Raw genomic sequence first — 24,292 nt, forward strand, 5'->3', positions numbered from 1 at the left:
CTCGGCAAGGGTGGATGCCAAAGTGTCTTGCGCCGTATGGGGGATGACGGCCAGATGTACCGGCAGGCCATATTGAGCCGACAGATCTGCAAGCCGGTCCAGTTGCGGGGTGGGCGCGGTGGCGTCGTCATCGCGCCACCACAGCGGCAGGGTCAGGCCGTCGCCGTGCCAGCGGGCAAATTCGCTATCCAGAGGTGTCCAATCCGGGGTCATCGTGTCACCTTTGCCAGATCTTCGGCGATGGCGACAGTGCGCGCAGCGCCATCGAAGGACAAGCCGAGATCGGGGCGGGGGCCGGAGGCGATCACCTTTTCGACCGAGCTGGCCAGCAGGTCGCCGGACAGGGCGGCGCTTTTGATCACCTCGACTGCGGGCAGATGTGACAGGCTTTGCGCGCGCAGCCCCTGTTCGACTTCCTTGCCGTCGTCGAAGGGGATGAAAACCGCGGGCACGCCGCATTGCAGGACATCGAGTGTGGTGTTGTAGCCGCACATGCTGACCGATGCCGCGGCGTGGCACAGCATCTGGCGGAAATCGGGTCGGGCAGGTTCGATCAGGATTGGTATTTCGCCTGCCAATGCTTCAAGATCGGCAATCCTCTGGTCTGTATCGCGCCCACCAACCAACAGGCGCCAGCGCCTGTTGGTCATCTTTCGGGCGGCCTCGATGGCGGCCTGAAAGATCGGCTGCCCGACCGGGCCGCCGCCCGCGCTGACAATGATTTCGCCTGCGCCCGCCGTTTGAGGGTGCTGCTTCGCCGGGGCCGGAGCGACGTAGCCTGTGTAGTGCAGGCGTTGGGACAAAGCTTTGGACACGGGCCAACTGGCCTCCAGCCGGGTGGATCGGGGATCGGAGTGGACCAGTACACCGTCGTAGTAACGTTGAATCACCGCATCGGCGCGTTCTGCCTTTGAGGGTTTGGACGGTGGCGCCAGGATGTCCCGGATCGAGGCGAGGATGGCGGGACGCGGCGAGAGTTCATTCGCGGTTTGCAATAACGCCTCGAACTCCGGCGCCAGCGACCTGCGGCCAAAGGGATAAAGTTCGGTGATCAGGATGTCGGGGGCAAAGCGGCTGACGGCGGCCATCAGCGCCTGAATGCGGGCCTTCAAATAGCTTTCGTCGGCGCGCGTTCCGACTTCGGTCAGAAGGCGGGTGAAGTCCGTCCCGTCCGACCGCAGTGGCGGCAGATTGAACAGGTCCAGCCCGGCACTGTCGAGTTGCGGCGCGGGCATCCCGCCGGAGACGACAAAGACCTTATGGTCTGCCTTGCGAAAAGCATGACCGAGGGTAAGCGCACGGCTCAGGTGCCCGGTACCCAGAAGATGGGTAACGGCGATCATCACTTTCATGCTGCGCCTCCGGCTTGCAGCAGGCGGACCGGTTCCGGCTCGGGCCGCATGTCGCCCAGATGAACGATAAAAAGACGGTTGCGCTTGATCTTGAAGGGGGCGGGACCGCGAAAGTTCCAGCCCCACGCACGCGCCAGAATCACACGCATGATGCCAATATGACAGACCGCAACGGTGTCGCCGGTGAGGCGCGCCAGCCAGGGTTGCAGACGATCGCCGACCTCGGCAGGGCTTTCGCCGGAGGGCGGGCGGAAATCCCAGCTCCACTCCTCGATATGGCGATAGCCGCTTTGTGGGTCGGCTATCAGGTCGGCGCCGCGTTTGCCTTCGAACGCGCCCCAGTTCATTTCGATCAGTTCGGGGGCGAGGCGCGGTTCCTTTCCTGAAACGATGCTTGCGGTTTCGCGGGCGCGCGACAGAGGGCTGGACCACAGATCCGCCTCTGCCCACTCTTCGGGCAGGCGGTACCCGGCCAGTTCCTGCCGCGCCTGAGCGTCGAGCGGGATGTCGCTGCGGCCTTGAATGCGACCCGCGCGGTTCCATTCGGTATGGCCGTGGCGGAGCAGGGCTAGGCGCGTCATCCCTGCGCCCCCAACAAGGGCCGGACGGCGGACCAGAAGGTTTCCGTGGCGGCGGGCATCAGGTGGTGGGCTTGGACATGGGCGCGGGACTTGGCGCCTGTCTCGCGCCGCAGGTCGGCATTGCGAAGAAGGGTTTCAAGCGCGCGCACCAGTGCTTTCGGGCCGCCTTCGATCGTCGGGTATTCACCGGGCAGCAGCACGTCCCGCACACCGGGGCGATCCTGCGCCACCACGGGCAGAGCCGCAGCCTGCGCTTCGAGGTAGACCATGCCATAGGCTTCGTTCACGCCGGGCCAGAAAAATAGTGAAGCATTTGAGTAGGCGGCTTGCATGGCGGCCCTGTCCAACTGGCCCAGAAACCGCACCCGCCCCTCGAATGGCGCCATCAGCGCTTCGACCTCGGGCCGGGCCGGACCGTCGCCTGCGATGTGCAGCTGCCAGTCGCCTTGCAGCAGGGAAAGTGTTTGCGCAATGAGTTCGTAGGAGTGCAGCTTGTCACCATGGCGCATCATTCCGGTGGCCAGCATCGGCCCGACGCAGTCCGATCTCGGGGGGGCGGCGGCGTAGGGCAGAAAAGGCGGCAGCGACACCAGATCTTGCCCCGCGATCTGGTCCCGGTTCAGTGCAAAATGATCGTTTTCGGTGTGATAGAATATGATCCGCGCCGCGTCGCAGGCGTCATGCGCGGCCTTGGCGAATTCCGACCATGGTCCGGTCAGTCGTTTGTTGGCCCGTGTGCTTTCCAGCTGCACATAGGGGATGTTGCGCGCGCGACATACTTCGGGTCCGATGAGATCGGGGGACTTGTAGTAGTTGTGATAGGTCACCCAGAGGGAGACCTCGGGGGGCAGGGTTTGCGCGAGGCGAAGGGATTCGAGTTTGGCGGCCTGACGCAGCTCGTGCTGGACCATTGCGTTGCCGTGCTTGTCATGAATTTTCAGCTCGGACACCAGCTCGACCCGGGCACCGTTTGCGCCGATGGCCGCCATCAGATTGCGGGCCATTGCCCGGTCTCCGGAGGGCACCGGGCTGTTGGGAGATTTCAAGGGGGCATAGAACGCGACATGGGTCATGCCGGTACGGTCCCGCAGAGGGTGTGCAGACGCCGGGACAGGCGCGCGATACCGGGGGCCATCCCGAACTCGGCCACCAGCCGGGCGCGGGCGGCCTGTGCCATATGGGCCGCCTTTTGCGGCTCTGAGGCAAGTGACACCATCGCAGCGGCCAGCGCTTCGGGGGCGTCGTCGGACAGGGTGCCGTGTGTGCCGGAAACGATGAATTCCGGAATGGCGGACACGGGTGTGGCCAGAATGGGCAGCAATTGCGATGCCGCCTCCATCAGCACGTTGGGCAGGCCGTCGCGGTCGCCATCCGCAGCGATCCGGCTGGGCAGCACGAACAGATCGGCCTGCCGCATCGCTTCGATGACTTCGGGCTGGTTGCAGGCCCCGCGCCAGTCGATGCGGCCGGTCAAGTCCAGTTCTCTGGCGCGGCGCTTGAATTTCTCACTTGATCCGCCGCCGCCGACATGGACCCAGCGCCAGTCGAGCGTATCGGGCAACAGGGAAAGGGCGGTAATCAGGCGGTCAAACCCCTTTTTCTCGACCAGGCGGCCGACCGACAGCATCGTGAACGGGGCATCGGGTGCGCGCTCTTGGCGCGTCGGGGGGGCGGGGAACCGCGACAGGTCAAGCCCGTGATAGATCAGATCGACCCGCCCCGGATCGTCGGCCAGACCGCGCAGGTGTCGGGCGCCGATTCCCGTGCAGGTGGCGCCGAAGGTGGCCCCAAAGCTGTCGGCATGGAGTTTTTCGCGCTTTTCCCAATCCGGCGAGGTCCAGATATCCTTGGCATGCGCGGAAAAGCTCCACGGGATATCGCGCATGATCGCGGCATATCGTGCAACCGAAGAGGGCGTGTGCAGAAAATGCGCATAAAGCGCCCCGGTTCCCGGGGATAGTTCGGCGGCCAGAACACAGGCCTGCCCGAAGCGGCGTATGCGGTTATGAGTCGGATCACGAACCAGATCCTTGCGCCAGATTTCATATGCCGTCGCATAGCCGGGCAATCGTTGGGCGATCGCGCGGGCTTTCCACACGCGCTCAGGCTCTTCGTAGAGGTATTCGGGCAGGTAGTGGACCGGGGCCTTGAGGGCTTCGTGCAGTGGGTGACGTTTGATGTCAGTGGGGTGGCGAAGCGACCAGATGGCAAACTGGTGTCCGGCCTGTTCCAGCGCGACCAGTTCCTGAGCGATGAACGTTTCCGAAAGGCGGGGCCAGCCTTTGACCAGCACCGCCAATTTGGGCTGTGGGCCGGTCATCCCGTGGCTCGTTCCCTGACTCGGCCCAGCATCACATTCACGCGGTGCGTGACATAGTCGAGCCCGTCAAGCAGCCCGTCACCGATGGCCTCGGAGGGTAACGGCAGGGATGGCAGATTCCGGATGGCGTTGACCATCGACGCGGCGGACAGGCCGTCGCGGCTTTCGTCCAGCATCTGAACGAGCCCCAGTTCTTCGGCCCGCGAGGCGCGAATCCATTGTTCAAGACGGGGCACGGTGCGCGGCACGATAACGGCGCGCTTGTCAAAGGACAGAACCTCGCAAAAGGTGTTGTAGCCCCCCATGCAGACAACGCCGGCTGCACCGGCAAACAGCGTTTCGATCTGGGATTCGAAGCCGACGGCGGTCACGCGCCCGTTCAGCCGGGCAACCCGCGCTTCGAACTCGGCCCGCAATTCGCCCGACAGGAACGGGCCATAGACGAGTATCGCGCGGGGTTCGAGCGTGGTGTCCTTTTCATAGGCGGACAGGACGAGATCGACCATCGCCCGGCCATCGCCGCCGCCGCCGGGCGTGATCAGGATGTAGGGTTGCGGCGGGGGCGGGCCGATCGGACCGAGATCGCGGCGCAGATAGCCTGTCCAGTGCATGCGCGATTGCGCGCGCGCGCTCAGCGGCAGGCCCGCAGTAGGGTCATAAATCGACCGGAGCCCGTAGACCCAGATCTCGTCATAGTATGTCTCGGTGGCCTCGACGGCTTCCTTGCGCGCCCATTCGGCGGCCAAAACGGCGGGTTCGTCCAGGACATCGCGCAGCCCGAGAACCATTTTCGCGGTTCCCTGCTGTTGTAGCATGCCGAGTGTGGGAAGCAGTTCACCGCGAAACCCGGTGGGTTCCTTGTCGACGACCAGAACGTCGGGCTGATACTGTTTGACGGCGGTCCGGATCAGGCTGGAGCGCAGCTCGGTCACGTCGTCGATGCCCATGCCGATGGTTTGCGACGCATAGGACCCGTCGGCAAGCTTGGTAACGCCGGGCAGGCGCACGTGGTCGACGCGGCGAGGGAAGGTAAATCGCCCGGCCACCGGTGAGCCGGTCAGGATCAAGGCCGAAGCCTGACTGTCGGATGCGGTGATGGCGGATGCAAGCGCGCGTGAGCGCCGCAGATGCCCAAGCCCGAACGTATCGTGGCTGTAGAACATGATGCGTGGGGCGCGGCAGGCTGGGTATGCGTTACTTTTCTTGTTCATACCATGTAACAGGTTTCGAGTTCCGATCCGGGGGCCGCGCGCCTGTCCCTCATAGCGCAGATTTTTCCGGAATTCCCGTGGCAGGCTTGCCGGGAAATGTCCGTTTTGACCGACCATTGCGAAAAGGCAACAGAGTTGCGCCTTTGAAGGGTCGAAACGCCGAAAAAACGCAAGCGAACCGAGTGTCTTTGACCGGCCACCCTTAGATTTGCGATGTCGCGCATTCTGATCAAGCGTCCATACCCCGTTGCCGCAATCCTTTGATACATGCAGATTTGTTTTGCCGCCAGTGTCGGAACAGTGTTTCTGCTATGGTCATATTCAAATCATGCGACGTTGAAAACACGATTGTCAAAAGCATGATTTCAAAGGCACATGACGACACGATTGCGCGAAAACATCACCTAGCCATTTGAACGCCGAAGCCGTGTCCTGTAGCGTACCGCGAACACTAGGAACTGGATGCAAATCCCAATGAGACCACTGTTTCTTCTCAACCTGATCCTGACAATCTGGGTCACGGTCGCGGCATTTATCGGCGCTGCTGCGGCGCAAACGTCGCTATTGCCGGGTTATGGCGGTTCAGAAGACACAACCAGCCAGTCGGATACGGAAGGCGACATCGCCGCCGCCATCCGGGCAGCAACAGAGGCTGGGGCCAGCGTCATCGTCATTGACAGTGCCGGCAAGGTGGTTTCATCGGCTGCAGAAACACCGACCGACGCAGCCGCGAGCAACCCGATGGGCGACGGATCGCAGTTGATGAAGGCGCAGGCGCGGTTTTCAGAGTTCCGTGCCTCCTTGGAATCCCGGCTGGAAGCGTTGCCCTATTCCGTGTTCGAGGTGCAGTACATCCTGCGCGAGACCAGCCCCGACGGGCGCATTCTGACCTATGTCGAGGTTCTGGCCTGGAACCTGTTGTTCCTGCTGATCGGCCGGTGGTTGTCGATCGAGATTTACGGCAAACGCATCGCGCGCCGAATTGTCGTCGCGCGGATCAAGGACAATCCGGTCGGGTACAAGGAAAAAATGCCGTTCCTGGTCTTCCGTTTTGTCATGGGAGTGGGGGCCACCGTCTTTGCCATGGTGATGGCACTGATCGTGGGATATCTGGTGTTTGGCCGGGCCGAGGACATTTCGGTCCAGTTTACCGTGACGGCGATCTTCACCGCGTTCTTCCTGGCGCGCACGGTATCCGATCTGTGGCGCATGGTGCTGTCGCCGTTCCTCAGCCAGTATCGTTTGCCGCCGTTTTCCGACCGGGATGCCAAGCGACTCTATATCTGGGCGTCGACGCTTGCGACCTATGACATCGCGGTGGTTCTGTTTTCGACCTGGGTCGCGGATTTCGGGCTCAACTACAACGTCTATGCGATGGTCTATGGCAGCCTGACGGCGGTTGGCGCGCTGGGCAATATCCTTATGGTGCTGTTCAATGCGCGCGCCATCTCGAACGCGATCCGGGGCGGGCGCGGCCCCGATCAGGTGTCGTGGCTGTTGCGGTTCGTCTCCTTTGGCTGGGCGCCGGTCGTGGTGCTTTACATCCTCTTCAGCTGGTTCGAACTGGCGGTTGACCTTGTGCTTGAACATCCCGTGTCGATCCCGCTGGTGGCCGGTACCTATGCGGTCTTCATGTCGGTGGTGATCGTTTACGGGGCGATGAACTATTTTCTGGAACGGTATTTCGACCGGTCGCGCCAGATCGACGTGATGAAGGCCACTCCGGATGATGAGGAGGACGCCGCGGCGGAGGTATACGAAAGGGTAGAGCCCGAACGACACGTCATCGCGACATATGAAGATCTGGCGCGCCGCGTGGCAGGTATTCTTGCCTTTGTCGTGGGTATCTATGCACTGGCTTCGATCTGGTATCCCGAGGGGCATTGGGCGGATGACTTGCCGGTGGGACGCGCGCTGGACGTGATGGTGATCCTGTTCATCGGTTATGTTCTGTTCCATTTCTTCCGTATCTGGATCGACAGCAAGATCGCCGAAGAAGTTGAAGACGGTGCGCAGGAGGTGGCGCCCGGAGACGAGGGCGGTGAGGCGGGGCAAAGCCGGCTGGCGACGTTGCTGCCCCTGTTCCGTGGTGCGATCCTGGCGGTTGTGGTCGTGACCATCGCGCTTATTGCGTTGATGGAGCTTGGCATCAATGTCAGCCCGCTGTTCGCGGGCGCCGGTGTGGTCGGTCTGGCTGTTGGTTTCGGCGCACAGACGCTGGTACGCGACATCTTTTCCGGCGCGTTCTTCCTGATCGACGATGCGTTCCGCAAGGGTGAATACATCGATATCGGAGACGTGAAGGGGACAGTCGAGAAGATCTCGGTGCGCTCGTTCCAGCTGCGCCACCATCTGGGCGCGCTCAACACCATTCCCTTTGGCGAGATCAAGGTGCTGACCAACTATTCGCGCGACTGGGTGATCATGAAACTGCCGTTGCGCGTGACCTATGACACCGATGTCGAGAAGGTGCGCAAGCTGATCAAGAAACTGGGGGTTCAGTTGCTGGACGATCCGGTGATCGGCGAGAACTTCATCCAGCCGCTGAAATCCCAGGGCGTGATCGAGATGCAGGATTCGGCGATGATCATCCGGGTCAAGTTCATGACCAAACCGGGCGACCAGTGGCTGGTGCGTAAGAGGGTTTATCAAGAGATTCGCGAGTTGTTCGCGCGTGAGGGGATCAGATTTGCCCATCGTGAGGTGACTGTGCGGCTAGCCGATGACAAGAGCCCCGAGGACCTGACCCCGAAACAGCGCGAGGCGGTGACCGGCGCGGTGCAGGCGGCGATCGACGAGGATTATCTGGACGATATCGGCCCCGGCGGCAGCGGCGACGACCGCTAGTGGCGGGCGCTCCCGCGCCCCGATCCGGTCAGTCCCAGTCGGGGGTGGCGGTGCCGAGCTTGGGCGCGGGCAGGGCCCAGCACATTTTCGCCGGGCCGATGGCAAGAGCGGGAGACAGGCGAAAGCCGTTGCCCCAGCCGGTCTGTTCCGGCGCAGGCGCGAAATCCGTTTTGAGCGGATTGGCGATACCCAAGCCAGACGCGGTTTTCCTTAGGCTGACCAAAAGCTCTGCCGTGCGGGCGAGCGACAGGCGGGCATCGGATATTGGCCTGCCTTCGACCGCCTCGGCCAGCGCCGACAGAACGGCAGCGGCCATCAAATAGCCTGTTGCGTGATCAAGTGCCTGAACCGGCAAGGGTGTCGGCTTGTCCGCCTTTGCCCATACCTGACCGGCATGAGCAATGCCCGCGCTCATCTGCACGAGGCTGTCAAAGCCGCGCCGCTTGGCCCAGGGGCCGTGCCAGCCATAGGCGTCAAGCGCCACCTCGACCCGGTTCGGCGCGATCCGGTTGCGGGTCGCGACGTTGAGCCCCAGCCCGTCCAATGCGCCCGGCCTGTAGCCGTGGACAAACACGTCGGCCTGTTCCAGCAGGTCCTTCAGCCGGGCAAGCCCGTTGGACGATTTCAGGTCCAGATAGGCGCAGCGCTTGCCGAGTGAGATGTCGGGGATCACCCCCGGTTCGTCCCATTCGGGGGGATCGATCCGCAATACCTCGGCCCCGAAACCGGCCAGCGTGCGGGTTGAAACCGGCCCCGCCAGGACGCGGGTGAGGTCGAGAACCCGCAGGCCCGCCAGGGGGCTTTCGGGTGTTGCCTGTGGCCTTTGGCGCAGGTTTGCACGCCTCGGTCCGGTCCAGGCCACCAGAGGTTCGGAGGCGACCGCGCGGCCCTGTGGGTGGGCCAGCCAGTCTTGCCGGCTGCGCATGGCGGCGGCAACGCCGCCCTGGGCGACGATGGCTGCTTCGAGCTCGTCCGCGTTCCAGCCAGACACGGCTTGGCTCACGGCCTCGCGGTCGGGTGGTGTTGCCATCACTTTCAGAGCCGCCGCGCGATGGGGAGCGAGATTGGTGTGCAGCCGGATCCAGCCATCGGCGGTCCGGTAGTCGCCGGCGACCGGGTCCCAGGCGCTTGGCATGGTCCAGCCATCCGGGCGCAGGGACCAGCCGTACCAGAGCGAGGCCAGACGGTGATCGACGGTGACCGGTGGTTGTCCGGCTATCAGGTTCTGCGCGCGCATCAGCCGCGCCAGTTCCTGCCCGACCGCCGCAAAGGATGCGGTGGCCAGTTCCGACACCGCAAAGACGCTGGGCAGCGCGCCGCTGCCAGTTACCTTGTAGGTATCAGGCGCGGGCAGGGCGGAAAGCAGGGTCATTGCTGGTAGGGGTCGAGACTGTCGCGCAGTCCGTCACCCAGGAAGTTGAAGGCGAGTACCACAACGATGATCGGCAGCATCGGAATGGCCGTCCAAGGATAAATCTCGATCGAGGCGAGGTTTTGCGCGTCGTTCAGCATCACGCCCCAACTGACCGCAGGTGCCCGCAAGCCAAGGCCGAGGAAACTGAGCGCGGTTTCGCCGAGGATCATTGCCGGGATCGACAAGGTTGCGGAGGCGATGAGGTGTGATGCGAAATTCGGCAACAGGTGCTTGCGGATCACGCGGCCCGACGAGGCGCCCATCATTTCGGCGGCGCGCACGTATTCCTCTTCGCGTAGTGACAGGAATTTGGCGCGTACCGAGCGAGCCAGGCCGGGCCAGTCGAGGATACCAAGGATCACCGAGATGATGAAGAACACGGCAACCGGGCTCCAGTTCGAGGGCACGGCAGCGGACAGGGCAAGCCAAAGCGGCAGTTCGGGCAGTGAGCGCAGGATCTCGATCACACGGTTGATCAGCCAATCGGTCTTGCCGCCAAAATATCCCGCCATTGAACCGAACAGGATGCCAAGAAAGAACGACACCGAAATGCCGATGAGGCCGACGGTCAGCGACAGCTGTGCGCCATAGAGAATACGGCTGAACACATCGCGACCCAGCCTGTCCGACCCCCACAGAAACACCGTTGCGCCATCGGATGGGCAGAACAGGTGGGTATCCGAAGGGATCAGCCCTGCAAGACGATATTCGTCGCCCTTGCAGAAGAAGCGGATCGGGGCGGGGTTGTCGGTGTCGGGGACGAATTTCCACTGGAATGTTTCCAGATCCGCCTCGGCCACGATGGGATAGACGTATGGCCCGACGAACTCGCCCTCGTGGAACCAGCTGATCGATTGCGGCGGGGCATAGAGGTGCTCGCCATTGCGTTCATTCGGTGTGTAGGGTGCGATGAAGCCGGCAAACGGCAGCATCAGGTAGCTGAGCAACAGGAAGATGCCGGATACAAGGCCCAGCTTGTGGGTTTTGAACTTGCGCCAGACCAGCACCCAATTCGGGGCATCCAGGTCGCGGCGTTCCAGTTGCTGGATCGAGACCTGCGGATCATAGGGGGCGTCGTCGACATAACGACCGTCGGGAAGCTGGGTCATGTATCTCGCCCCTCATATCGGATGCGCGGATCAAGCATGACCAGGAGCACGTCCGAGATCATTGTACCCACCAGCGTCAGCAAAGCCACGAACATCAGAATGAAGCCGGACAGAAACTGATCCTGCGTCTTGAGCGCAGTCAGGAGCGTGGGGCCGATGGTTTGCAGGCCCAGCACGACCGAGACCAGAACCGAGCCGGAGACCATCGAGGGCAGCAGGTTGCCGATATCGGCGACAAAGGGGTTGAAGGCCACGCGCAGGGGATATTTCGTCAGCATCCGCGAGGGCGACATGCCCTTGGCAATCGCCGTCTCGACATAGGGTTTGCCCAACTCGTCCAGCATATTGGCGCGCAGACGCTGCATCATTGCCGAGGCGCCAGAGGTGCCGATGACAAAGGTTGGCACGATGAGATGAAGAAGGATCGATTTCATCTTGTCCCAGCTCATCGGCAAACCCTCATAGGCGGGGTCCATCAGGCCGCCGATGGGCAGGTTGAAATAGCGGTGGCCATAGTAGAACAGGATCAGCGCCAGCAGGAAGTTCGGTGTGGCAAGTCCCAGATAGCCGACAAAGGCCGAGGTATAGTCGACCCATGTCCGCGACCGGGCCGCAGCGAGAACACCCAGCGGCAGAGCCACTGCATATACGAACAGGACGGCGGCCAGATTGACGACGACCGTCAGCCAGAGGCTGTCGCCCACGATCTCGGACACGGGTCGGTCGAACTCGAACGACCAGCCGTAGTTGCCCTGAATCAGGCCAGAGAACCCGTGCGGACCGGGCATGAAGCCCATCCAGATCATGTATTGTTCCCACAAGGGACGGTCGAGCGCGTATTCCTTGCGAAGGAATTCTGCCTTGTCGACACCCGCAGATTGTCCTGACGCCTGCAGCTCGGCAATCTGGTTGCTCAGATAGTCGCCGGGCGGCAGGTTGATGATGATGAAGATCATCGCCGACACCACCAGCAGCGTCAGCAGCATGGTGAAAAAGCGATAGACTGCGTAGCGCAGCAAAAGCATTCAGCTGCCCCCGTTACTGGTCCAGAAAGAACTCGTCCATGCGATGCACGCCGAAATGCGCGCCCGGGTCCCAGGCCCACATCCCTTTTTCGGGCACGTTGTGCAGGCGGTTCGAAACGACGATCGGTTGCGGTGTGCCGGCCAGAATGCCGATGCCGTAGACCTGATCGGCATGGATTTCCAGCATCTCCTTCCAGGCGGCGGAGCGCTGTTCATCCGTGGTCGCGGTATCCCAGACCTTGGACAGTTCCATCAACCGCTGTGCTTCGGGCATGTCGGGCGCTTCGCCCGCATCGCCGCCGGTCTGATAGAACTGGCCCCATTTGGGCCAGGCCAGGAATACCTGATCGGTAGGAGCGAGATAGGCGGGGGAGGTATAGACCTGCGGGATGCCGTTGTCCCAGCCGTACCAGACCGATGCCATTGTGTTTCCTGCAAAGACGCGGTTGCGCAGGATGTCGCGATCCAGCGGGCGCATGATCAGCTTGACGCCGATGTCGCGCCAGTTGTCGGTGACGATCTGCATGGCATTTTCGACCTCTTGCCGCTCGCCCGCGGTTTCGATGATCAACTCCATCGGGCGGCCATCGGGCAACAGACGGATACCACTGCCGTCGCGCTTGTCGAGCCCGGCCTCGTCAAGCAGTTTGTTGGCCTGTTCGGGGTCGTAGGCGGCCCAGGCTTGCAGGTTCTTTTCGTCGAAGAAAGGGGAGTAAGGCAGAACGGTCATGGCGCCCGGTTTGCCGAGCTTGAAATAGAGCGCCTGGTTGATCGTATTCCGGTCGATCCCCAGCGACAGCGCGCGGCGCACGCGTACGTCCCGCATCAGGTTGCGCCATGTATCATCGGCATAATTGAGGTTGGGATAGATCGCGATCTGCGAGGCCACGCCGGTATCCCACAGATAAGTTTTGTAATTACCCCCGGCTTCGCCCTTCTTGAGGATCGAGGCATCGCGGAAATCAAGCCCGCGTCCCTGAAGGTCGGTTTCGCCCGCGTTGGTCTTGGCAGCGACCAGACCGGGCGCCACGATTTCCATCTCGATAACGTCGATATAGGGCAGTTGCACACCCTTGGCATCGATGCGGTGATAATAGGGATTGCGCACGAAGTTGTGGCGGATCTTCTTGCCCGAGCTTGCATTCAGCCACGGTTGCAGGGTGGGCAGTTCGTGGTTGTCGTATTTGTACATGTTGTCGAGCTTGTTGTGCAGCGCGGCCCAGCTTTTGACGCGCGCGTCGTCAACCTCGGCGGCGAGTTCGTCGGGGTCGGCATAGGCTTCGTGGTATTTCTTGAGGAAATGCGAGGGCCGGTAGATGAAGGGCGGGCGTGCCTGTGCGAGGCTTTGCAGGAAGTTGGGATTGGGTTCTTCCCATTCGAACACCACAGTGATTTCGTCAGGGAAGGTGACGACCGGTGGTTTGCCGTTGACCCGCAGGAAATCCGGGGGGCCGGAGGGGCTGAGCAATTCGTTATTGGCGACGTCTTTCCACCAGTATTCGAAATCGGCAGAGGTGAAGGGGGTGCCATCCGACCACTTGTGCCCTTTGCGAAGTTTCAGGGTGAACTTGCGGTTTCCATCGTTCTCGAAACTCGCCAGAAGGTCCGGAACCAGCTCGTATTTCTCGTTGTAGCCGACAAGGCGGGCGTAGCCATAGACCACCATCTGCCGGATATCCTTGGACCGCGTGACCATTGTGCGCAACGTGCCGCCTTGATGGCCGTATTCCCGCCCCTTGGCCTCCGGATCGACCACGACCGGCTCTTCGGGAATGCGCTCGGCCACCGGGGGCAGATTGCCCATTTCGACTTCCTGTTTCCAGAATTCGCTTTCCTGCAGGGGTGGAAGCGTATCCGAGCCGGCCTGTACCGCGCCGGCAAGCGCCAAGGCGGCGGCAAAGAAAATCGACCTGCGAGTGGTTTCAAACATGACAACGTACCTTATGGCCGGGTTCCAGCTCTTTCAACGAGGGTACCACGGAGTTCGAGAAACGAAAGGCTTCGTCCCAGCTGTCCGGCGATCCTGCGCCCAATGCTACCAGTTTCAGGTCGATTGGGCGATTGATATCGGGTTCGGGCTGGGCCGCGATCAGCGCTTTCGTGTAAGGGTGACGAGGGTTGTAGAAAAGCGTTTCCGGCGGGGCCTGTTCGATCACCAGACCTTGCCGCATGACCGCGACTTCGTCGGCGATCCGTGCCACCACGGCGAGATCGTGCGAGATGAACAGATAGGACAGGCCCAAACCTTCCTGAAGGTCTTCGAGCAGGGTGAGGATCTGTTCCTGCACAGATACATCAAGGGCCGAGGTCGGTTCGTCGCAGACAATGAATGACGGGTCCAGCATCAGCGCGCGCGCAACCGACAGCCGCTGACGCTGCCCGCCGGAAAACGCGTGCGGATAGCGTTTCAGCATGTCCTCGTTCAAACCCACGCGCTTCAGCATCGCGGCGGCCTTGTCGCGCTGTTCGGCCGTGGTTCCGATGCGGTGAATCTCAAGCGGCTCGGTCATCGCGTCCTGTACCCGCATGCGTGGGCTGAGCGAGCTGTAGGGATCCTGAAAGATCATCTGTGCCTGACGCTGAAATGCGGTGCGTTCGGTTCGGCTCATCTTGTGCACGGTGATCGGCTCGGCCCCTGGTTGCGCGCGAAACAGAACCTCGCCACCCGGATCGGGCGGTTCAGCCCCCAAAGCGATTCGCGCCGCTGTGGTTTTGCCCGACCCGCTTTCACCGACAATCGCCAGGGTTTTGCCACGCGCCAGTTTCAGGTCGACGCCGCGGCAGGCGTGAATCAGCGCCCCGGCCTTCCATCCCTTGCCGGACCGCATGGAATAGGTCTTGGATATCTCCTTCATCTCGAGGATCAGATCCTCGTCGGGCATCGGGATACCGACGGCTTCCTGATCGGGGATTTCCGGGGCGGCGTCGAAGAGTTGTTTGGTATAGGGATGAGCCGGTTCGCGAAGGATCAGTTCTGCAGACCCCGATTCCATGACGCGTCCCTTATGCATGACCACCACCTGTTCGGCCATGTTCGCCACCACGCCCAGATCATGGGTGACGAGAATCAGGGCCATACCGGTTTCCTGCTGCAACTCCTTGATCAGGCCCAGCACTTGCGCCTGTGTCGTCACGTCGAGCGCGGTGGTCGGTTCGTCGGCGATCAGAAGGTCGGGTTTGGCAACCATCGCCATGGCGATCATCGCGCGCTGGCGCATTCCGCCGGAGAGTTCGAACGGATAGGAATTGTAGGCACGCTCCGGATCGGGAAAGCCGACGCGGTCGAACTGTTCCAGCACCTTTCGCTTGGCTTCGCGTTCCGAGGCGCTGCGATGCAGCCACAACACTTCGCTGACCTGATTTCCGATCGTGTGGAGAGGCGACAGGGACCGCATCGGTTCCTGAAAGATCATCGAGACCTGATTGCCCCGGATGCCACGCATCTGTCTCTCGGTGAGATCGGACAATATTTGAGCGCCATTGGGGCCTTGTAAGGTGATTTTGCCGCTTCTGAGTTGTGCGGCCTTGGGCAGAATGCGCAACACGGCGCGGCAGGTGATCGTTTTGCCGGACCCGGATTCGCCAACCAACGCCACGGTCTGGCCCGGCTGGACGTCGAAGTTTACGCCCTGAACCACAGGATCGGCAGTACCAAAACCGATGCTAAGATCTCTGACGGACAACAGCGGAGTCATCGGGGTTTTCCACCCGCCTGGCCGTGGATCGACATCAACTTCAAGAACTCCCTGATTTTTTCGTGCAGTTTCACCCGCCGGACCCTGACTAGTCAAATACGTTCTTGACGATAAACGGAGTGACGGTGGGAAAAAATCTTTCCGATGGACATCACGAATTCTTGAGATTGCTGGATTTTTGGTGTTCGCGAAGAATTCATCGCCTGAGCGAAGCCCGTCGGACTGATTTAGCCAATGCTATCCGTCGCGCCCCGGCTCGTCGGGATCGTCGGAGAAGAGAGCAATTTTGTTTCCTTGTGGGTCGCGAAGGTAGCCAACGTAGAAGTGTGGCCCATATGCGGCACGAAAGCCCGGCTGTCCCTCATCGGACCCGCCTGCGGCAAGCGCAGCGGCGTGCAGGTCACGAACCTGCTTTTGATTGCGCGCCTCGAACGCGACCATGGATCCGTTGCCGGCCGAGGCCGGACACCCATCGAAGGTTGGTTTGACGTAGAAATCAGGCGGAACGGGAGATTGCCCCGATTGTACGGGCAATACGTAGCTTAGGCCCTCGGGGCCCTCATCCAGTTCGTATCCAAGGGCCGTCAGGAATGCTGAGTAGAACTGTTTGGCGCGAGCGATGTCATCGGCACCGACGGTGACGTAAGCAATCATTCAATGTGTTCCCTTCGGTGTTTTGAATACTGTAGCAATTCTCCTGAATTGCGGTAGGCCTCGGGACATCATACGCATTGAGACAAAGTTCTGTTCTGGACCACACTATGTGCAGACGTTCCGGTTAAGGGAACGGCCTGCGGCATTTCACCGGTTGTCGTTTCACTTTGACGGCTCCTACAGTCCGAAAGGACAGCCGGAGAGATGGAATGAGTGCGATCCTGACACTGAACGCGGGCAGTTCGTCGATCAAGTTCGGGGTATATCTGGCCGCAAAGGAGCCTACGCTGCTACACCGGGGGCAGGTCGAGAACCTGGGGCCGGTCGCGCAACTCGTGCTAAAGCGCGACAAGCGGCAAGCCACCCAGATCGGACCGGCCGATCATGCGGCGGCGGTGCGCGCAATTCTAGAGCACGTCGACCAACTGCTGGGGGACATGGAGATTACCGGCATCGGTCACCGGGTCGTGCATGGTGGGCGCACTTTTGACGGCCCTGCCTTGTTGACTGATACGGTTATCGAGCAACTTCAGGCGCTTGAACCGCTTGCGCCCCTGCATCAGCCGCATAATCTTGCGGCGATACTTGCTTCAAGAACGGCCTATCCGGGCGCGGTTCAGGTCGGGTGTTTCGACACTTCGTTTCATTTCGGCCATCCATTTGTGAACGACGCCTTTGCGATCCCGCGCCGGTTTTATGAAAAGGGCGTGCGACGCTATGGGTTTCACGGGCTGTCCTATGATTATATCACCGGCAAGCTGAAACGGGACTATCCGCATCTGTCGGTTGGACGGGTTGCCATTTGCCATTTGGGTAATGGCGCGTCGATGTGCGCGGTCGTAAATGGAAAGAGCATCGGTTCGACCATGGGGTTTTCCGCGCTGGACGGGTTGCCGATGGGCACCCGGTGCGGCCAGCTTGATCCCGGCGTGCTGCTGTATCTTATGGCGCAGGGCCACGGGGTCGAGGCGATCACCCATATTCTTTACAAGAAAAGCGGCCTGCTGGGCCTCAGTGAAATCAGCCACGACATGCGCACTTTGCTGATGCATGACGATCCCCGGGCACAGGAGGCGATCGACTATTACGTGTTCCGCATCAAGCGTGAGTTGGGGGCAATGTCAGCAGTGATGGGCGGTCTTGACGCCGTCGTGTTCTGCGGTGGCATCGGTGAGAACGCCGCACTGATCCGGGAGCGGGTTCTGGAAGGCATGGAGTATCTCGGCCTCAAGGTGAATGCCGAGGCGAATGACAGCAATTCGACGGTGATATCATGCGGTGAAACGCCGGTTCTGGTGATCCCGACGGACGAAGAACGCGTCATCGCCCGCGCGGTTTTCAAGGCGATGGGTTGAACACCGGCCGACGGAATTGCACCCTGCCGGCGGTCAGCCGGTTTTTGCGGCTGGCAAACATTCAGACACGAAAGCCAGGTTCATGTTGTTCTACGATTGCTCGACCGCCCCCAATCCTCGCCGCGCGCGGATGTTCATCGCTGAAAAGGGATTGGATATTGAAACCCGCGATATCTCCATCGCCAAGGGCGAGCAGTTGAGTGACGCGTTCAAAGCGGTCAATCCAAGGGCGACAGTACCGGTTCTGGTGACGGACGATGGCACGGTTCTGACCGAGAACCTGGGAATTGCGGCCTATCTGGAAGCCCGGTTTCCGGAACGGCCATTGATGGGGCGCACTCCCGAGGAAAAGGGTCTGGTGCTGATGTGGAATGCACTGGTTGAACAGCAGGGCGGTTTGCCAATCGGCGAGGCATTGCGCAACTCGCATCCGGCGTTTGCTGATCGTGCGGTGCCCGGCCCTTGGAACTATGTGCAAATACCGGAGTTGGCGGAAAGAGGGTTGGACAGGGCCAGGCGCTTTTTCGACATCCTTGAAGAACGCCTGCAAGACAGCCCTTTCATTGCCTGCAGCCATTTCACTCTGGCCGATATCACCACCTTCGTTTTTGTGGACTTCGCGCGAGTCATCAAACTGCGAATCCCCGAAGAAAACTTCGCCACATTGACGTGGTTCGAAAATATCAGGGGCCGCTCAAGCGCAAGTATCTAGTGTAATTAATTGAGTTGTAGTCATAAAATATCCGCCGTCAGAACTGTACATATTTGTCTAGACAGAAGTGAACAGTGCCATTAGCGTCCTCTGCGAGTTGTTCGAGGGGAAAAGGCGATGAAATCCCAGTATCGTGTCGTGGTCATCGGTGGCGGCGTCGTGGGCGCTTCGGTTCTGTATCATCTGGCCAAATTTGGCTGGTCGGATGTGGTTATGCTGGAAAGGCGGCGGCTGGCTTCGGGATCGTCATGGCACGCGGCGGGCGGCATCCATGCCCTGAACGCGGATCCAAACATGGCCTCCTTGCAGGCTTATACGATCGACCTGCTGAGTGAGATCGAAAAAGAATCGGGCCAGAATATCGGTTTGCACATGACCGGTGGCCTGACGCTGGCCGGTACGCCTGAACGCTGGGAGTGGTTGCAGGCCAACTACCGCATCTTCCAGTCCATCGGCATTGACGACTGCGAGCTTTTGACCCCGCAAGAGGCGCAGCGGCGTTGCCCGATCATGTCAACCGACGGCGTTCTGGGCGCGATGTGGGCGGATCGTGAAGGTTACATTGATACAACTGGCACTGTTCAGGCTTATGCGACAGCCGCCAGGAAACGTGGTGCCGAATATTACGAGGAAACCAAGGTCGAAGAGCTGATCCAGACTGATGACGGCTGGCAGGTTGTGACCGATAAGGGCACGATCACCTGTGAACATGTGGTCAACGCGGCCGGGCTCTGGGCCAAGCAGGTTGGTCGCATGGCCGGGGTAGAGCTGCCAGTCTCACCGTTGAAGCACCACTATCTGATCACGGACACGGTGCCAGAAGTTGCGCAGGCGGATTTCGAGATGCCGATGACCGTGGACCTCGAAGGATTCACCTATATGCGGCAGGACCAGAAGGGTGTTCTGGTCGGGATTTACGAGGTCGATCACGAACACTGGGCGATGGATGGTGCGCCGTGGAACTATGGCGAGGAACTGTTTCAGGAACAGCTTGACCGGATCGAGAACGAACTGACATTGGGCTTTGAGCGGTATCCGTCTATCCAGAACGTGGGCATCAAGACATGGGTCAATGGTGCGTTCACGTTCTCGCCAGATGGTAACCCGCTGGTTGGTCCGGTTCCGGGCAAGCGCGGCTATTGGACCGCCTGCGCGGTGATGGCCGGGTTCCTGCAAGGTGGTGGCGTTGGGAAAACACTGGCCGAATGGATGATCCACGGCGAGCCCGAAGCGGACGCCTGGCCGATGGATGTGGCGCGCTATGGTGATTTCGCACAGAACAAGCGGTATATCCGTGAAACCACTGGCCAGTTCTATTCGCGCCGCTTCGTGATGACCTACCCGAACGAGCAATTGCCTGCGGGTCGCCCGCTGAAGATGGCTCCGGCGCATGACGCGATGACCGAGGCCGGATGTAAATGGGGTGTCAGCTGGGATCTGGAGGTGCCGCTGTATTTCGCGCCCAAAGGGTTCGAGGAAACGCCAACTCTCAAACGTTCGAACGCGCATGACATCGTGGCCGCTGAATGCAGGACCATCCGGGAGGGCGTGGGCCTGCTGGATATCTCGGGCTTTTCCCGCTTTGAGGTTTCCGGCCCAAATGCCGAAGCGTGGCTGGATAACATGATGGCCTCGAAACTGCCCGCGCCGGGTCGGGCCAAACTGGCGCCGATGCTGGGTGAGAACGGGCGTCTCAAAGGCGACCTGACCGTGCTGAACTGGGGCGATGGCACCTGGTGGATCATGGGCAGCTATTACCTGCGCGCCTGGCATATGCGCTGGTTCAACGATCATATGATGGACGGCGTGTCGATCCGTGATCTGGGGGAAGAGATTTGCGGGTTCGGCCTTGTGGGACCGAAATCGCAAGAGGTGATCGAGAAACTGGCGGAACAGGATATCTCGGGCCTGAAATTCATGGGCTGCGGTGATTTCGACATCGGCCTTGTCCGGGCGCGTGTTGCACGTATGTCGGTGACCGGCGAGAAAGGATATGAGATCAACTGCCGCTATGGCGATCATATCAAACTGCGGCGGATGTTGCTGGACGCCGGTGCCGATGAGGGTATCCGCGAGTGCGGTTTCAACGCGATGCTCTCGACGCGATTGGAAAAGAGTTTTGGCATCTGGTCGGCGGAGTTTACCCAAGCCTATACGCCGGGCATGACCGGAATGGATCGCTGGATCGACTGGAACAAGGAATTCGTCGGCAAGGCCGCGGCCCAGGCCGAACGCGACGGCAATGGCCCGGCGCAGGTGCAGGTGACGCTGGAGATCGACGCGCTGGACGCCGATGCCAGCGGGTATGAGCCGGTTTGGTCGGCTGACGAGCGGGTCGGGTTCGTGACCTCGGGCGGCTATGGTCATTATCTTGGCAGGTCTCTGGCGATGGCCCTTGTCGATCCTGCCAAGGCTGAGCCGGGAACCGAGCTTTCGGTGCATGTTGTGGGTGTCGAACGTCCGGCGCGCGTGATTGCCCCGTCACCATATGATCCGCAAGGCAGGGCGATGCGGTCATGACCCGGCGCGGCAGGCGTGGGCGCGAAGCGGCGGCAGGTACGACGCGGCGGCAAGTGGACTATCGCAACCTGCGCAACCCGTTTCCGCCAATGGCCGCCTTTACCGAGGACCGGATCGAGGCGTTGCATCAGGCTTCGCTGACCGTGCTGGAGGATATCGGGATCAAGGTTCTGCTGCCCGAGGCCCGTACATTGTTCCGACAAGGCGGCGCGCGGGTCCGGGACGAAATGGTCTTTATAGGGCGCGACATGGTCGAGGCAGCGTTAGCCACCGCACCCAGATCTTTTGTCGTAAAGGGCGGGGTGGCCGAGCGGGATCTGACAATGGAGCTGGGGCGGCTGATCTTTCAGCCGGGCGCGGGTGCGCCGCATGCCACCGATCTGGTGCGCGGGCGAAGGCCCGGCACCTTGCGCGATTTCCGCGAGATGGTGCAGATCACCCAGAGCTTCGACGTGCTGCATATGGTCCCGCCACTGGTCGAGGCGCAGGATGTTCCGATGCACCTGCGCCACTATGCGATGACCCAGGCGGAACTGACGCTGAGTGACAAGGTGCCGTTCATCTATTCACGTGGCACTCCGCAGGTGAAGGACGGGTTCGAGATGGTCCGTTCTTTCCGGGGGCTGTCCGAGGAGGCATTCGCGGCCCAGCCCTGGTGTTATACGATCATCAACACAAACTCGCCGCGCGTAATAGATATGCCGATGGCGCAGGGGCTGATCGATTTTGCGCGCGCGGGCCAGATGTCGATCGTCACTCCGTTTACGCTGATGGGCGCAATGGCTCCGGTAACCGTAGCGGGGGCGATGACGCTGAGCCATGCCGAGGCGCTGGCAGCGATCACGCTGACACAGCTTGCCAGACCCGGTGCGCCGGTCTGTTACGGTACTTTCACCAGTAATGTGGATATGAAGTCGGGCGCGCCTGCGTTTGGAACGCCCGAGCATTTCACCGCATCTCTGGTGGCCGGGCAGCTGGCGCGCAAGATCGGCCTGCCGTGGCGTTGCGCCGGTGGAAGTGCGGCCAATACCAACGATGCACAGGCGGCAAATGAGACGCAGTTCGGGCTTTGGGGTTGCCTGATGGCAGGGGCGACGGTGGTGATCCACTCGGCAGGGTGGCTCGAAGGGGGGCTTACCGTGTCGTTCGAAAAGATCATCACCGATCTTGAAGTTCTGCAGATGGTGGCCGAGTTGTGCGCCGGAACGACGGCGACGGATGCCGATATTGCACTGGACGCGCTGCGCGAGGTGGGGCCATCGGGGCATTTCTTTGGTGCCGCGCACACGATGGAGCGGTATCAGACCCAGTTCTATGAACCGCTGGTGGGCGACTGGTCGAATTTCGGAACATGGACCGAGCGGGGTGCAATTGACGCCAATCACCGCGCGACAGGCATCTGGCAGAACATCGTCGACACATTTCGGGCACCGGCACATGATCAGGACCGGATTGCCGAGCTTGAGGAATTCATCGCGCGCCGAACCGCTGAAGGCGGCGCGCCACCGGAGAGTTGAATGAGCACCAAACCGATCCTGCACCGCGACGACCCGGATGCCGAACCGCTGGTCGGAAACATCAAGGTAACCCGCGACGACTGGCTGAACGTCGCGATGGATGTTCTCGTGTCTGACGGTGTCGAACAGGTCAAGGTGTTGAACCTGGCCGAAAGAATGGCGGTGTCGCGGTCCTCGTTCTACTGGTATTTCAAGTCCCGGCAGGAATTGCTGGATGCGCTGCTGGCGCGCTGGCAGGCGACCAATACCGCGGCCATGATCGCGCAGGCCGATACCCCGGCGGACACCATCACTGCGGCCGTCTGCAATGTGCATCGCTGTGTGGTCAATCCGAACCTGTTCGACACGGCGCTGGATTTTGCCGTGCGGGACTGGGCGCGGCGGTCGGGAAAGGTACGCCGCATACTGGATCAGTCCGACGCGCGGCGGCTGGCGGCGCTGCAGGCGATGTTCGCGCGGTTCGGCTATGAGGACATGGAGGCCAAGACACGCGCCCGGGTTCTGTACTACATGCAATTGGGATACGATCTGGCGCAGTTGAACGAACCGCACGAGGCCCGGCTGGCGCTAGTGCCGCACTATCTTTTTGCCTTCACCGGGGTTGAGGCAAGGCCGGACGAGATCAAGGAATTCAGCGCTTATGCCCGCAGAATTTGGGAGGGACAGGACAATGAACAATCCTGACGCAATCATCATCGGGACTGGTGTCATCGGCGCGGCGGTCGCGTTCGAGCTGGCTAAACGAGGCTGGAAAACGCTGTCGCTGGACCGCAATACTCAGGTCGGCCACGGGTCGACTGCAGGGTCCTGTGCCATCATCCGGATGCACTATTCCACCTTCGACGGCACGGCATTCGCCTGGGAGGGGTATCACTATTGGCGCGACTGGGCCGACTATCTGGGTCTTCCGGAAGGAGCCGATCTGGCGCAGTTTCGTCAGACCGGGTGTCTGGTGATGAAGACCGAGGCCAACGGGCATCTGGCCAGGCATATGCAGTTCAGTGCCGAACTAGGCTGTCCGTTCGAAGAACTTGATGCCGCCGGCATACAGGACAAGCTGCCCATCTATGATCTGAACAGCTATGCGCCTGCGCGCCGCCTGGACGATCCGCAGTTCGGGCAGCCCAATGGCGAGCGTCTTGGGGGGGCGGTTCTTTGGCCGCAGGCGGGGTATGTCACCGACCCGGCGCTGAGCGCGCAAAACCTGATGGAGGCTGCGAAACTGCACGGGGCGCAGGTGCAGACGGGAGTCGAAGTGACCGAGGTTTTGCAGGCTGCAGGCCGCGTTGCAGGAATCAGGCTGGCAACCGGGGCCGAAATACATGCACCGGTAGTAATCAACGTGGCCGGACCCGGGTCTTCGATTGTCAACCAGATGGCGGGCGTGACCGACGACATGACAATTGAAACCCGCCCCCTGCGGCAGGAAGTGGTGCATGTTCCCGCGCCCGAAGGGTTCGATTTCCAAGAGCAGGGCATGATCGTATCCGACAGCGACATCGCCTGTTATGCCCGGCCCGAGCATGGAAACCACATCCTCGTCGGCTCGGAAGATCCGGAATGCGACCCGCACCAATGGTGCGATGATGACAAACACTATGACCGCGATTTTACCGAACAGTGGCGGACGCAGGCGATGCGGTATGCGCAAAGGGTGCCGTCTTTGGGCATTCCGTCGCGAATGCGGGGGGTAGTCGACCTTTATGATGCATCCACTGACTGGATACCGATTTATGACAGGTCGAGCCTGCCTGGGTTCTATATGGCCTGCGGAACCAGTGGAAACCAGTACAAGAACGCGCCCATCGCGGGCAAGATGATGGCGGCGCTGGTCGAGTATTGCGAAGGAGGAGGCGATCACGACGCCCAGCCGTTGCAATTTGTACTGCCGTATATTGGCCGGACCATTGACGTTGGGTTCTATTCCCGCAAGCGCCCGATCAACGAGGACAGCAGTTTCTCTGTCCTGGGCTGACAGTT

General features: G+C 61.0%; 18 protein-coding genes and 1 pseudogene. 7 read left to right on the plus strand and 12 right to left on the minus strand.

Annotated features, from left to right (window positions below; genetic code table 11):
* The 6 genes and pseudogenes from AC2FLX_RS01290 to AC2FLX_RS01315 all read right to left on the minus strand — a co-directional run.
* Window positions 1-213, minus strand: a pseudogene (locus AC2FLX_RS01290) (polysaccharide deacetylase family protein); the annotation flags it as partial.
* The gene (locus AC2FLX_RS01295; RefSeq protein ID WP_496810011.1) at window positions 210-1,352 is read right to left on the minus strand and encodes a glycosyltransferase family protein; all 1,143 of its coding nucleotides are present in this window, start codon (window positions 1,350-1,352) and stop codon (window positions 210-212) included. The gene AC2FLX_RS01295 and the pseudogene AC2FLX_RS01290, both read right to left, overlap by 4 nt.
* Window positions 1,349-1,933: a histidine phosphatase family protein gene (locus AC2FLX_RS01300; RefSeq protein WP_480747939.1), complete on the minus strand. Its 585-nt coding sequence runs from the start codon at window positions 1,931-1,933 to the stop codon at window positions 1,349-1,351. The genes AC2FLX_RS01295 and AC2FLX_RS01300 overlap by 4 nt, the downstream gene beginning before the upstream one ends.
* Window positions 1,930-3,006: a glycosyltransferase family 4 protein gene (locus AC2FLX_RS01305; protein ID WP_480747938.1), complete on the minus strand. Its 1,077-nt coding sequence runs from the start codon at window positions 3,004-3,006 to the stop codon at window positions 1,930-1,932. The genes AC2FLX_RS01300 and AC2FLX_RS01305 overlap by 4 nt, the downstream gene beginning before the upstream one ends.
* A complete protein-coding gene (locus tag AC2FLX_RS01310) occupies window positions 3,003-4,253 on the minus strand; it encodes a glycosyltransferase family 4 protein (protein WP_480747937.1) in 1,251 nt (416 codons plus the stop codon). The genes AC2FLX_RS01305 and AC2FLX_RS01310 overlap by 4 nt, the downstream gene beginning before the upstream one ends.
* Window positions 4,250-5,464, minus strand: a complete 1,215-nt coding sequence (locus tag AC2FLX_RS01315) for a glycosyltransferase family protein (protein ID WP_480747936.1) — start codon at window positions 5,462-5,464, stop codon at window positions 4,250-4,252. Before AC2FLX_RS01315 ends, AC2FLX_RS01310 begins: the two co-directional genes overlap by 4 nt.
* 474 nt (window positions 5,465-5,938) lie before the next feature.
* Between AC2FLX_RS01315 and AC2FLX_RS01320 the strand changes: the two genes are divergently transcribed.
* Window positions 5,939-8,311: a mechanosensitive ion channel family protein gene (locus AC2FLX_RS01320; protein WP_480747935.1), complete on the plus strand. Its 2,373-nt coding sequence runs from the start codon at window positions 5,939-5,941 to the stop codon at window positions 8,309-8,311.
* A 28-nt stretch (window positions 8,312-8,339) separates the two neighbouring features.
* On the opposite strand, the gene AC2FLX_RS01325 is transcribed toward AC2FLX_RS01320, so the two are convergent.
* The 6 genes from AC2FLX_RS01325 to AC2FLX_RS01350 all read right to left on the minus strand — a co-directional run bounded on the left by AC2FLX_RS01325 (window position 8,340) and on the right by AC2FLX_RS01350 (window position 16,208).
* Window positions 8,340-9,683 (minus strand): CoA transferase, encoded by a 1,344-nt coding sequence (locus AC2FLX_RS01325; RefSeq protein ID WP_496810010.1) that lies wholly within the window; start codon window positions 9,681-9,683, stop codon window positions 8,340-8,342.
* Window positions 9,680-10,834, minus strand: a complete 1,155-nt coding sequence (locus AC2FLX_RS01330) for an ABC transporter permease (protein ID WP_496746361.1) — start codon at window positions 10,832-10,834, stop codon at window positions 9,680-9,682. The genes AC2FLX_RS01325 and AC2FLX_RS01330 overlap by 4 nt, the downstream gene beginning before the upstream one ends.
* Window positions 10,831-11,859 carry an ABC transporter permease gene (locus AC2FLX_RS01335; protein ID WP_480747932.1) on the minus strand — a complete coding sequence of 343 codons (1,029 nt, stop codon included), beginning with the start codon at window positions 11,857-11,859 and terminating at the stop codon, window positions 10,831-10,833. The genes AC2FLX_RS01330 and AC2FLX_RS01335 overlap by 4 nt, the downstream gene beginning before the upstream one ends.
* Window positions 11,860-11,872: 13 nt before the next feature.
* Window positions 11,873-13,789 carry an ABC transporter substrate-binding protein gene (locus AC2FLX_RS01340; protein ID WP_480747931.1) on the minus strand — a complete coding sequence of 639 codons (1,917 nt, stop codon included), beginning with the start codon at window positions 13,787-13,789 and terminating at the stop codon, window positions 11,873-11,875.
* Window positions 13,782-15,554 carry an ABC transporter ATP-binding protein gene (locus AC2FLX_RS01345; protein ID WP_496810009.1) on the minus strand — a complete coding sequence of 591 codons (1,773 nt, stop codon included), beginning with the start codon at window positions 15,552-15,554 and terminating at the stop codon, window positions 13,782-13,784. Before AC2FLX_RS01345 ends, AC2FLX_RS01340 begins: the two co-directional genes overlap by 8 nt.
* Before the next feature lie 237 nt (window positions 15,555-15,791).
* Window positions 15,792-16,208 (minus strand): VOC family protein, encoded by a 417-nt coding sequence (locus tag AC2FLX_RS01350; RefSeq protein WP_480747929.1) that lies wholly within the window; start codon window positions 16,206-16,208, stop codon window positions 15,792-15,794.
* A 209-nt stretch (window positions 16,209-16,417) separates the two neighbouring features.
* Here AC2FLX_RS01350 and AC2FLX_RS01355 point away from each other — a divergent pair, with 209 nt between their 5' ends.
* The 6 genes from AC2FLX_RS01355 (at window position 16,418) to AC2FLX_RS01380 (ending at window position 24,287) form a co-directional block, all read left to right on the plus strand.
* Window positions 16,418-17,563 (plus strand): acetate/propionate family kinase, encoded by a 1,146-nt coding sequence (locus AC2FLX_RS01355; RefSeq protein ID WP_480747928.1) that lies wholly within the window; start codon window positions 16,418-16,420, stop codon window positions 17,561-17,563.
* 82 nt (window positions 17,564-17,645) lie between these two features.
* On the plus strand, window positions 17,646-18,275 hold the full coding sequence (locus tag AC2FLX_RS01360) for a glutathione S-transferase family protein (protein WP_496806997.1): 630 nt from the start codon (window positions 17,646-17,648) through the stop codon (window positions 18,273-18,275).
* Window positions 18,276-18,392: 117 nt separating this feature from the next.
* Window positions 18,393-20,795 carry a GcvT family protein gene (locus AC2FLX_RS01365; RefSeq protein ID WP_496810008.1) on the plus strand — a complete coding sequence of 801 codons (2,403 nt, stop codon included), beginning with the start codon at window positions 18,393-18,395 and terminating at the stop codon, window positions 20,793-20,795.
* A complete protein-coding gene (locus tag AC2FLX_RS01370) occupies window positions 20,792-22,312 on the plus strand; it encodes a trimethylamine methyltransferase family protein (protein ID WP_496810007.1) in 1,521 nt (506 codons plus the stop codon). Before AC2FLX_RS01365 ends, AC2FLX_RS01370 begins: the two co-directional genes overlap by 4 nt.
* Window positions 22,313-22,996, plus strand: coding sequence for a TetR/AcrR family transcriptional regulator (locus AC2FLX_RS01375; RefSeq protein WP_480747924.1), 684 nt, complete (start codon window positions 22,313-22,315; stop codon window positions 22,994-22,996).
* Entirely contained in the window at window positions 22,983-24,287 is a 1,305-nt protein-coding gene (locus AC2FLX_RS01380) for an NAD(P)/FAD-dependent oxidoreductase (RefSeq protein ID WP_496810006.1), read from the plus strand. The genes AC2FLX_RS01375 and AC2FLX_RS01380 overlap by 14 nt, the downstream gene beginning before the upstream one ends.
* Window positions 24,288-24,292 lie beyond the last annotated feature (5 nt).

The organism is Ruegeria sp. YKSF57, from assembly GCF_059612585.1.

What these genes read in the sequence shown, in the direction of transcription:
- AC2FLX_RS01295 (WP_496810011.1), bottom strand. Translation starts at nt 1,352, where the DNA reads ATGAAAGTGATGATCGCCGTTACCCATCTTCTGGGTACCGGGCACCTG.
- AC2FLX_RS01300 (WP_480747939.1), bottom strand. Translation starts at nt 1,933, where the DNA reads ATGACGCGCCTAGCCCTGCTCCGCCACGGCCATACCGAATGGAACCGC.
- AC2FLX_RS01305 (WP_480747938.1), bottom strand. Translation starts at nt 3,006, where the DNA reads ATGACCCATGTCGCGTTCTATGCCCCCTTGAAATCTCCCAACAGCCCG.
- AC2FLX_RS01310 (WP_480747937.1), bottom strand. Translation starts at nt 4,253, where the DNA reads ATGACCGGCCCACAGCCCAAATTGGCGGTGCTGGTCAAAGGCTGGCCC.
- AC2FLX_RS01315 (WP_480747936.1), bottom strand. Translation starts at nt 5,464, where the DNA reads ATGAACAAGAAAAGTAACGCATACCCAGCCTGCCGCGCCCCACGCATC.
- AC2FLX_RS01320 (WP_480747935.1), top strand. Translation starts at nt 5,939, where the DNA reads ATGAGACCACTGTTTCTTCTCAACCTGATCCTGACAATCTGGGTCACG.
- AC2FLX_RS01325 (WP_496810010.1), bottom strand. Translation starts at nt 9,683, where the DNA reads ATGACCCTGCTTTCCGCCCTGCCCGCGCCTGATACCTACAAGGTAACT.
- AC2FLX_RS01330 (WP_496746361.1), bottom strand. Translation starts at nt 10,834, where the DNA reads ATGACCCAGCTTCCCGACGGTCGTTATGTCGACGACGCCCCCTATGAT.
- AC2FLX_RS01335 (WP_480747932.1), bottom strand. Translation starts at nt 11,859, where the DNA reads ATGCTTTTGCTGCGCTACGCAGTCTATCGCTTTTTCACCATGCTGCTG.
- AC2FLX_RS01340 (WP_480747931.1), bottom strand. Translation starts at nt 13,789, where the DNA reads ATGTTTGAAACCACTCGCAGGTCGATTTTCTTTGCCGCCGCCTTGGCG.
- AC2FLX_RS01345 (WP_496810009.1), bottom strand. Translation starts at nt 15,554, where the DNA reads ATGACTCCGCTGTTGTCCGTCAGAGATCTTAGCATCGGTTTTGGTACT.
- AC2FLX_RS01350 (WP_480747929.1), bottom strand. Translation starts at nt 16,208, where the DNA reads ATGATTGCTTACGTCACCGTCGGTGCCGATGACATCGCTCGCGCCAAA.
- AC2FLX_RS01355 (WP_480747928.1), top strand. Translation starts at nt 16,418, where the DNA reads ATGAGTGCGATCCTGACACTGAACGCGGGCAGTTCGTCGATCAAGTTC.
- AC2FLX_RS01360 (WP_496806997.1), top strand. Translation starts at nt 17,646, where the DNA reads ATGTTGTTCTACGATTGCTCGACCGCCCCCAATCCTCGCCGCGCGCGG.
- AC2FLX_RS01365 (WP_496810008.1), top strand. Translation starts at nt 18,393, where the DNA reads ATGAAATCCCAGTATCGTGTCGTGGTCATCGGTGGCGGCGTCGTGGGC.
- AC2FLX_RS01370 (WP_496810007.1), top strand. Translation starts at nt 20,792, where the DNA reads ATGACCCGGCGCGGCAGGCGTGGGCGCGAAGCGGCGGCAGGTACGACG.
- AC2FLX_RS01375 (WP_480747924.1), top strand. Translation starts at nt 22,313, where the DNA reads ATGAGCACCAAACCGATCCTGCACCGCGACGACCCGGATGCCGAACCG.
- AC2FLX_RS01380 (WP_496810006.1), top strand. Translation starts at nt 22,983, where the DNA reads ATGAACAATCCTGACGCAATCATCATCGGGACTGGTGTCATCGGCGCG.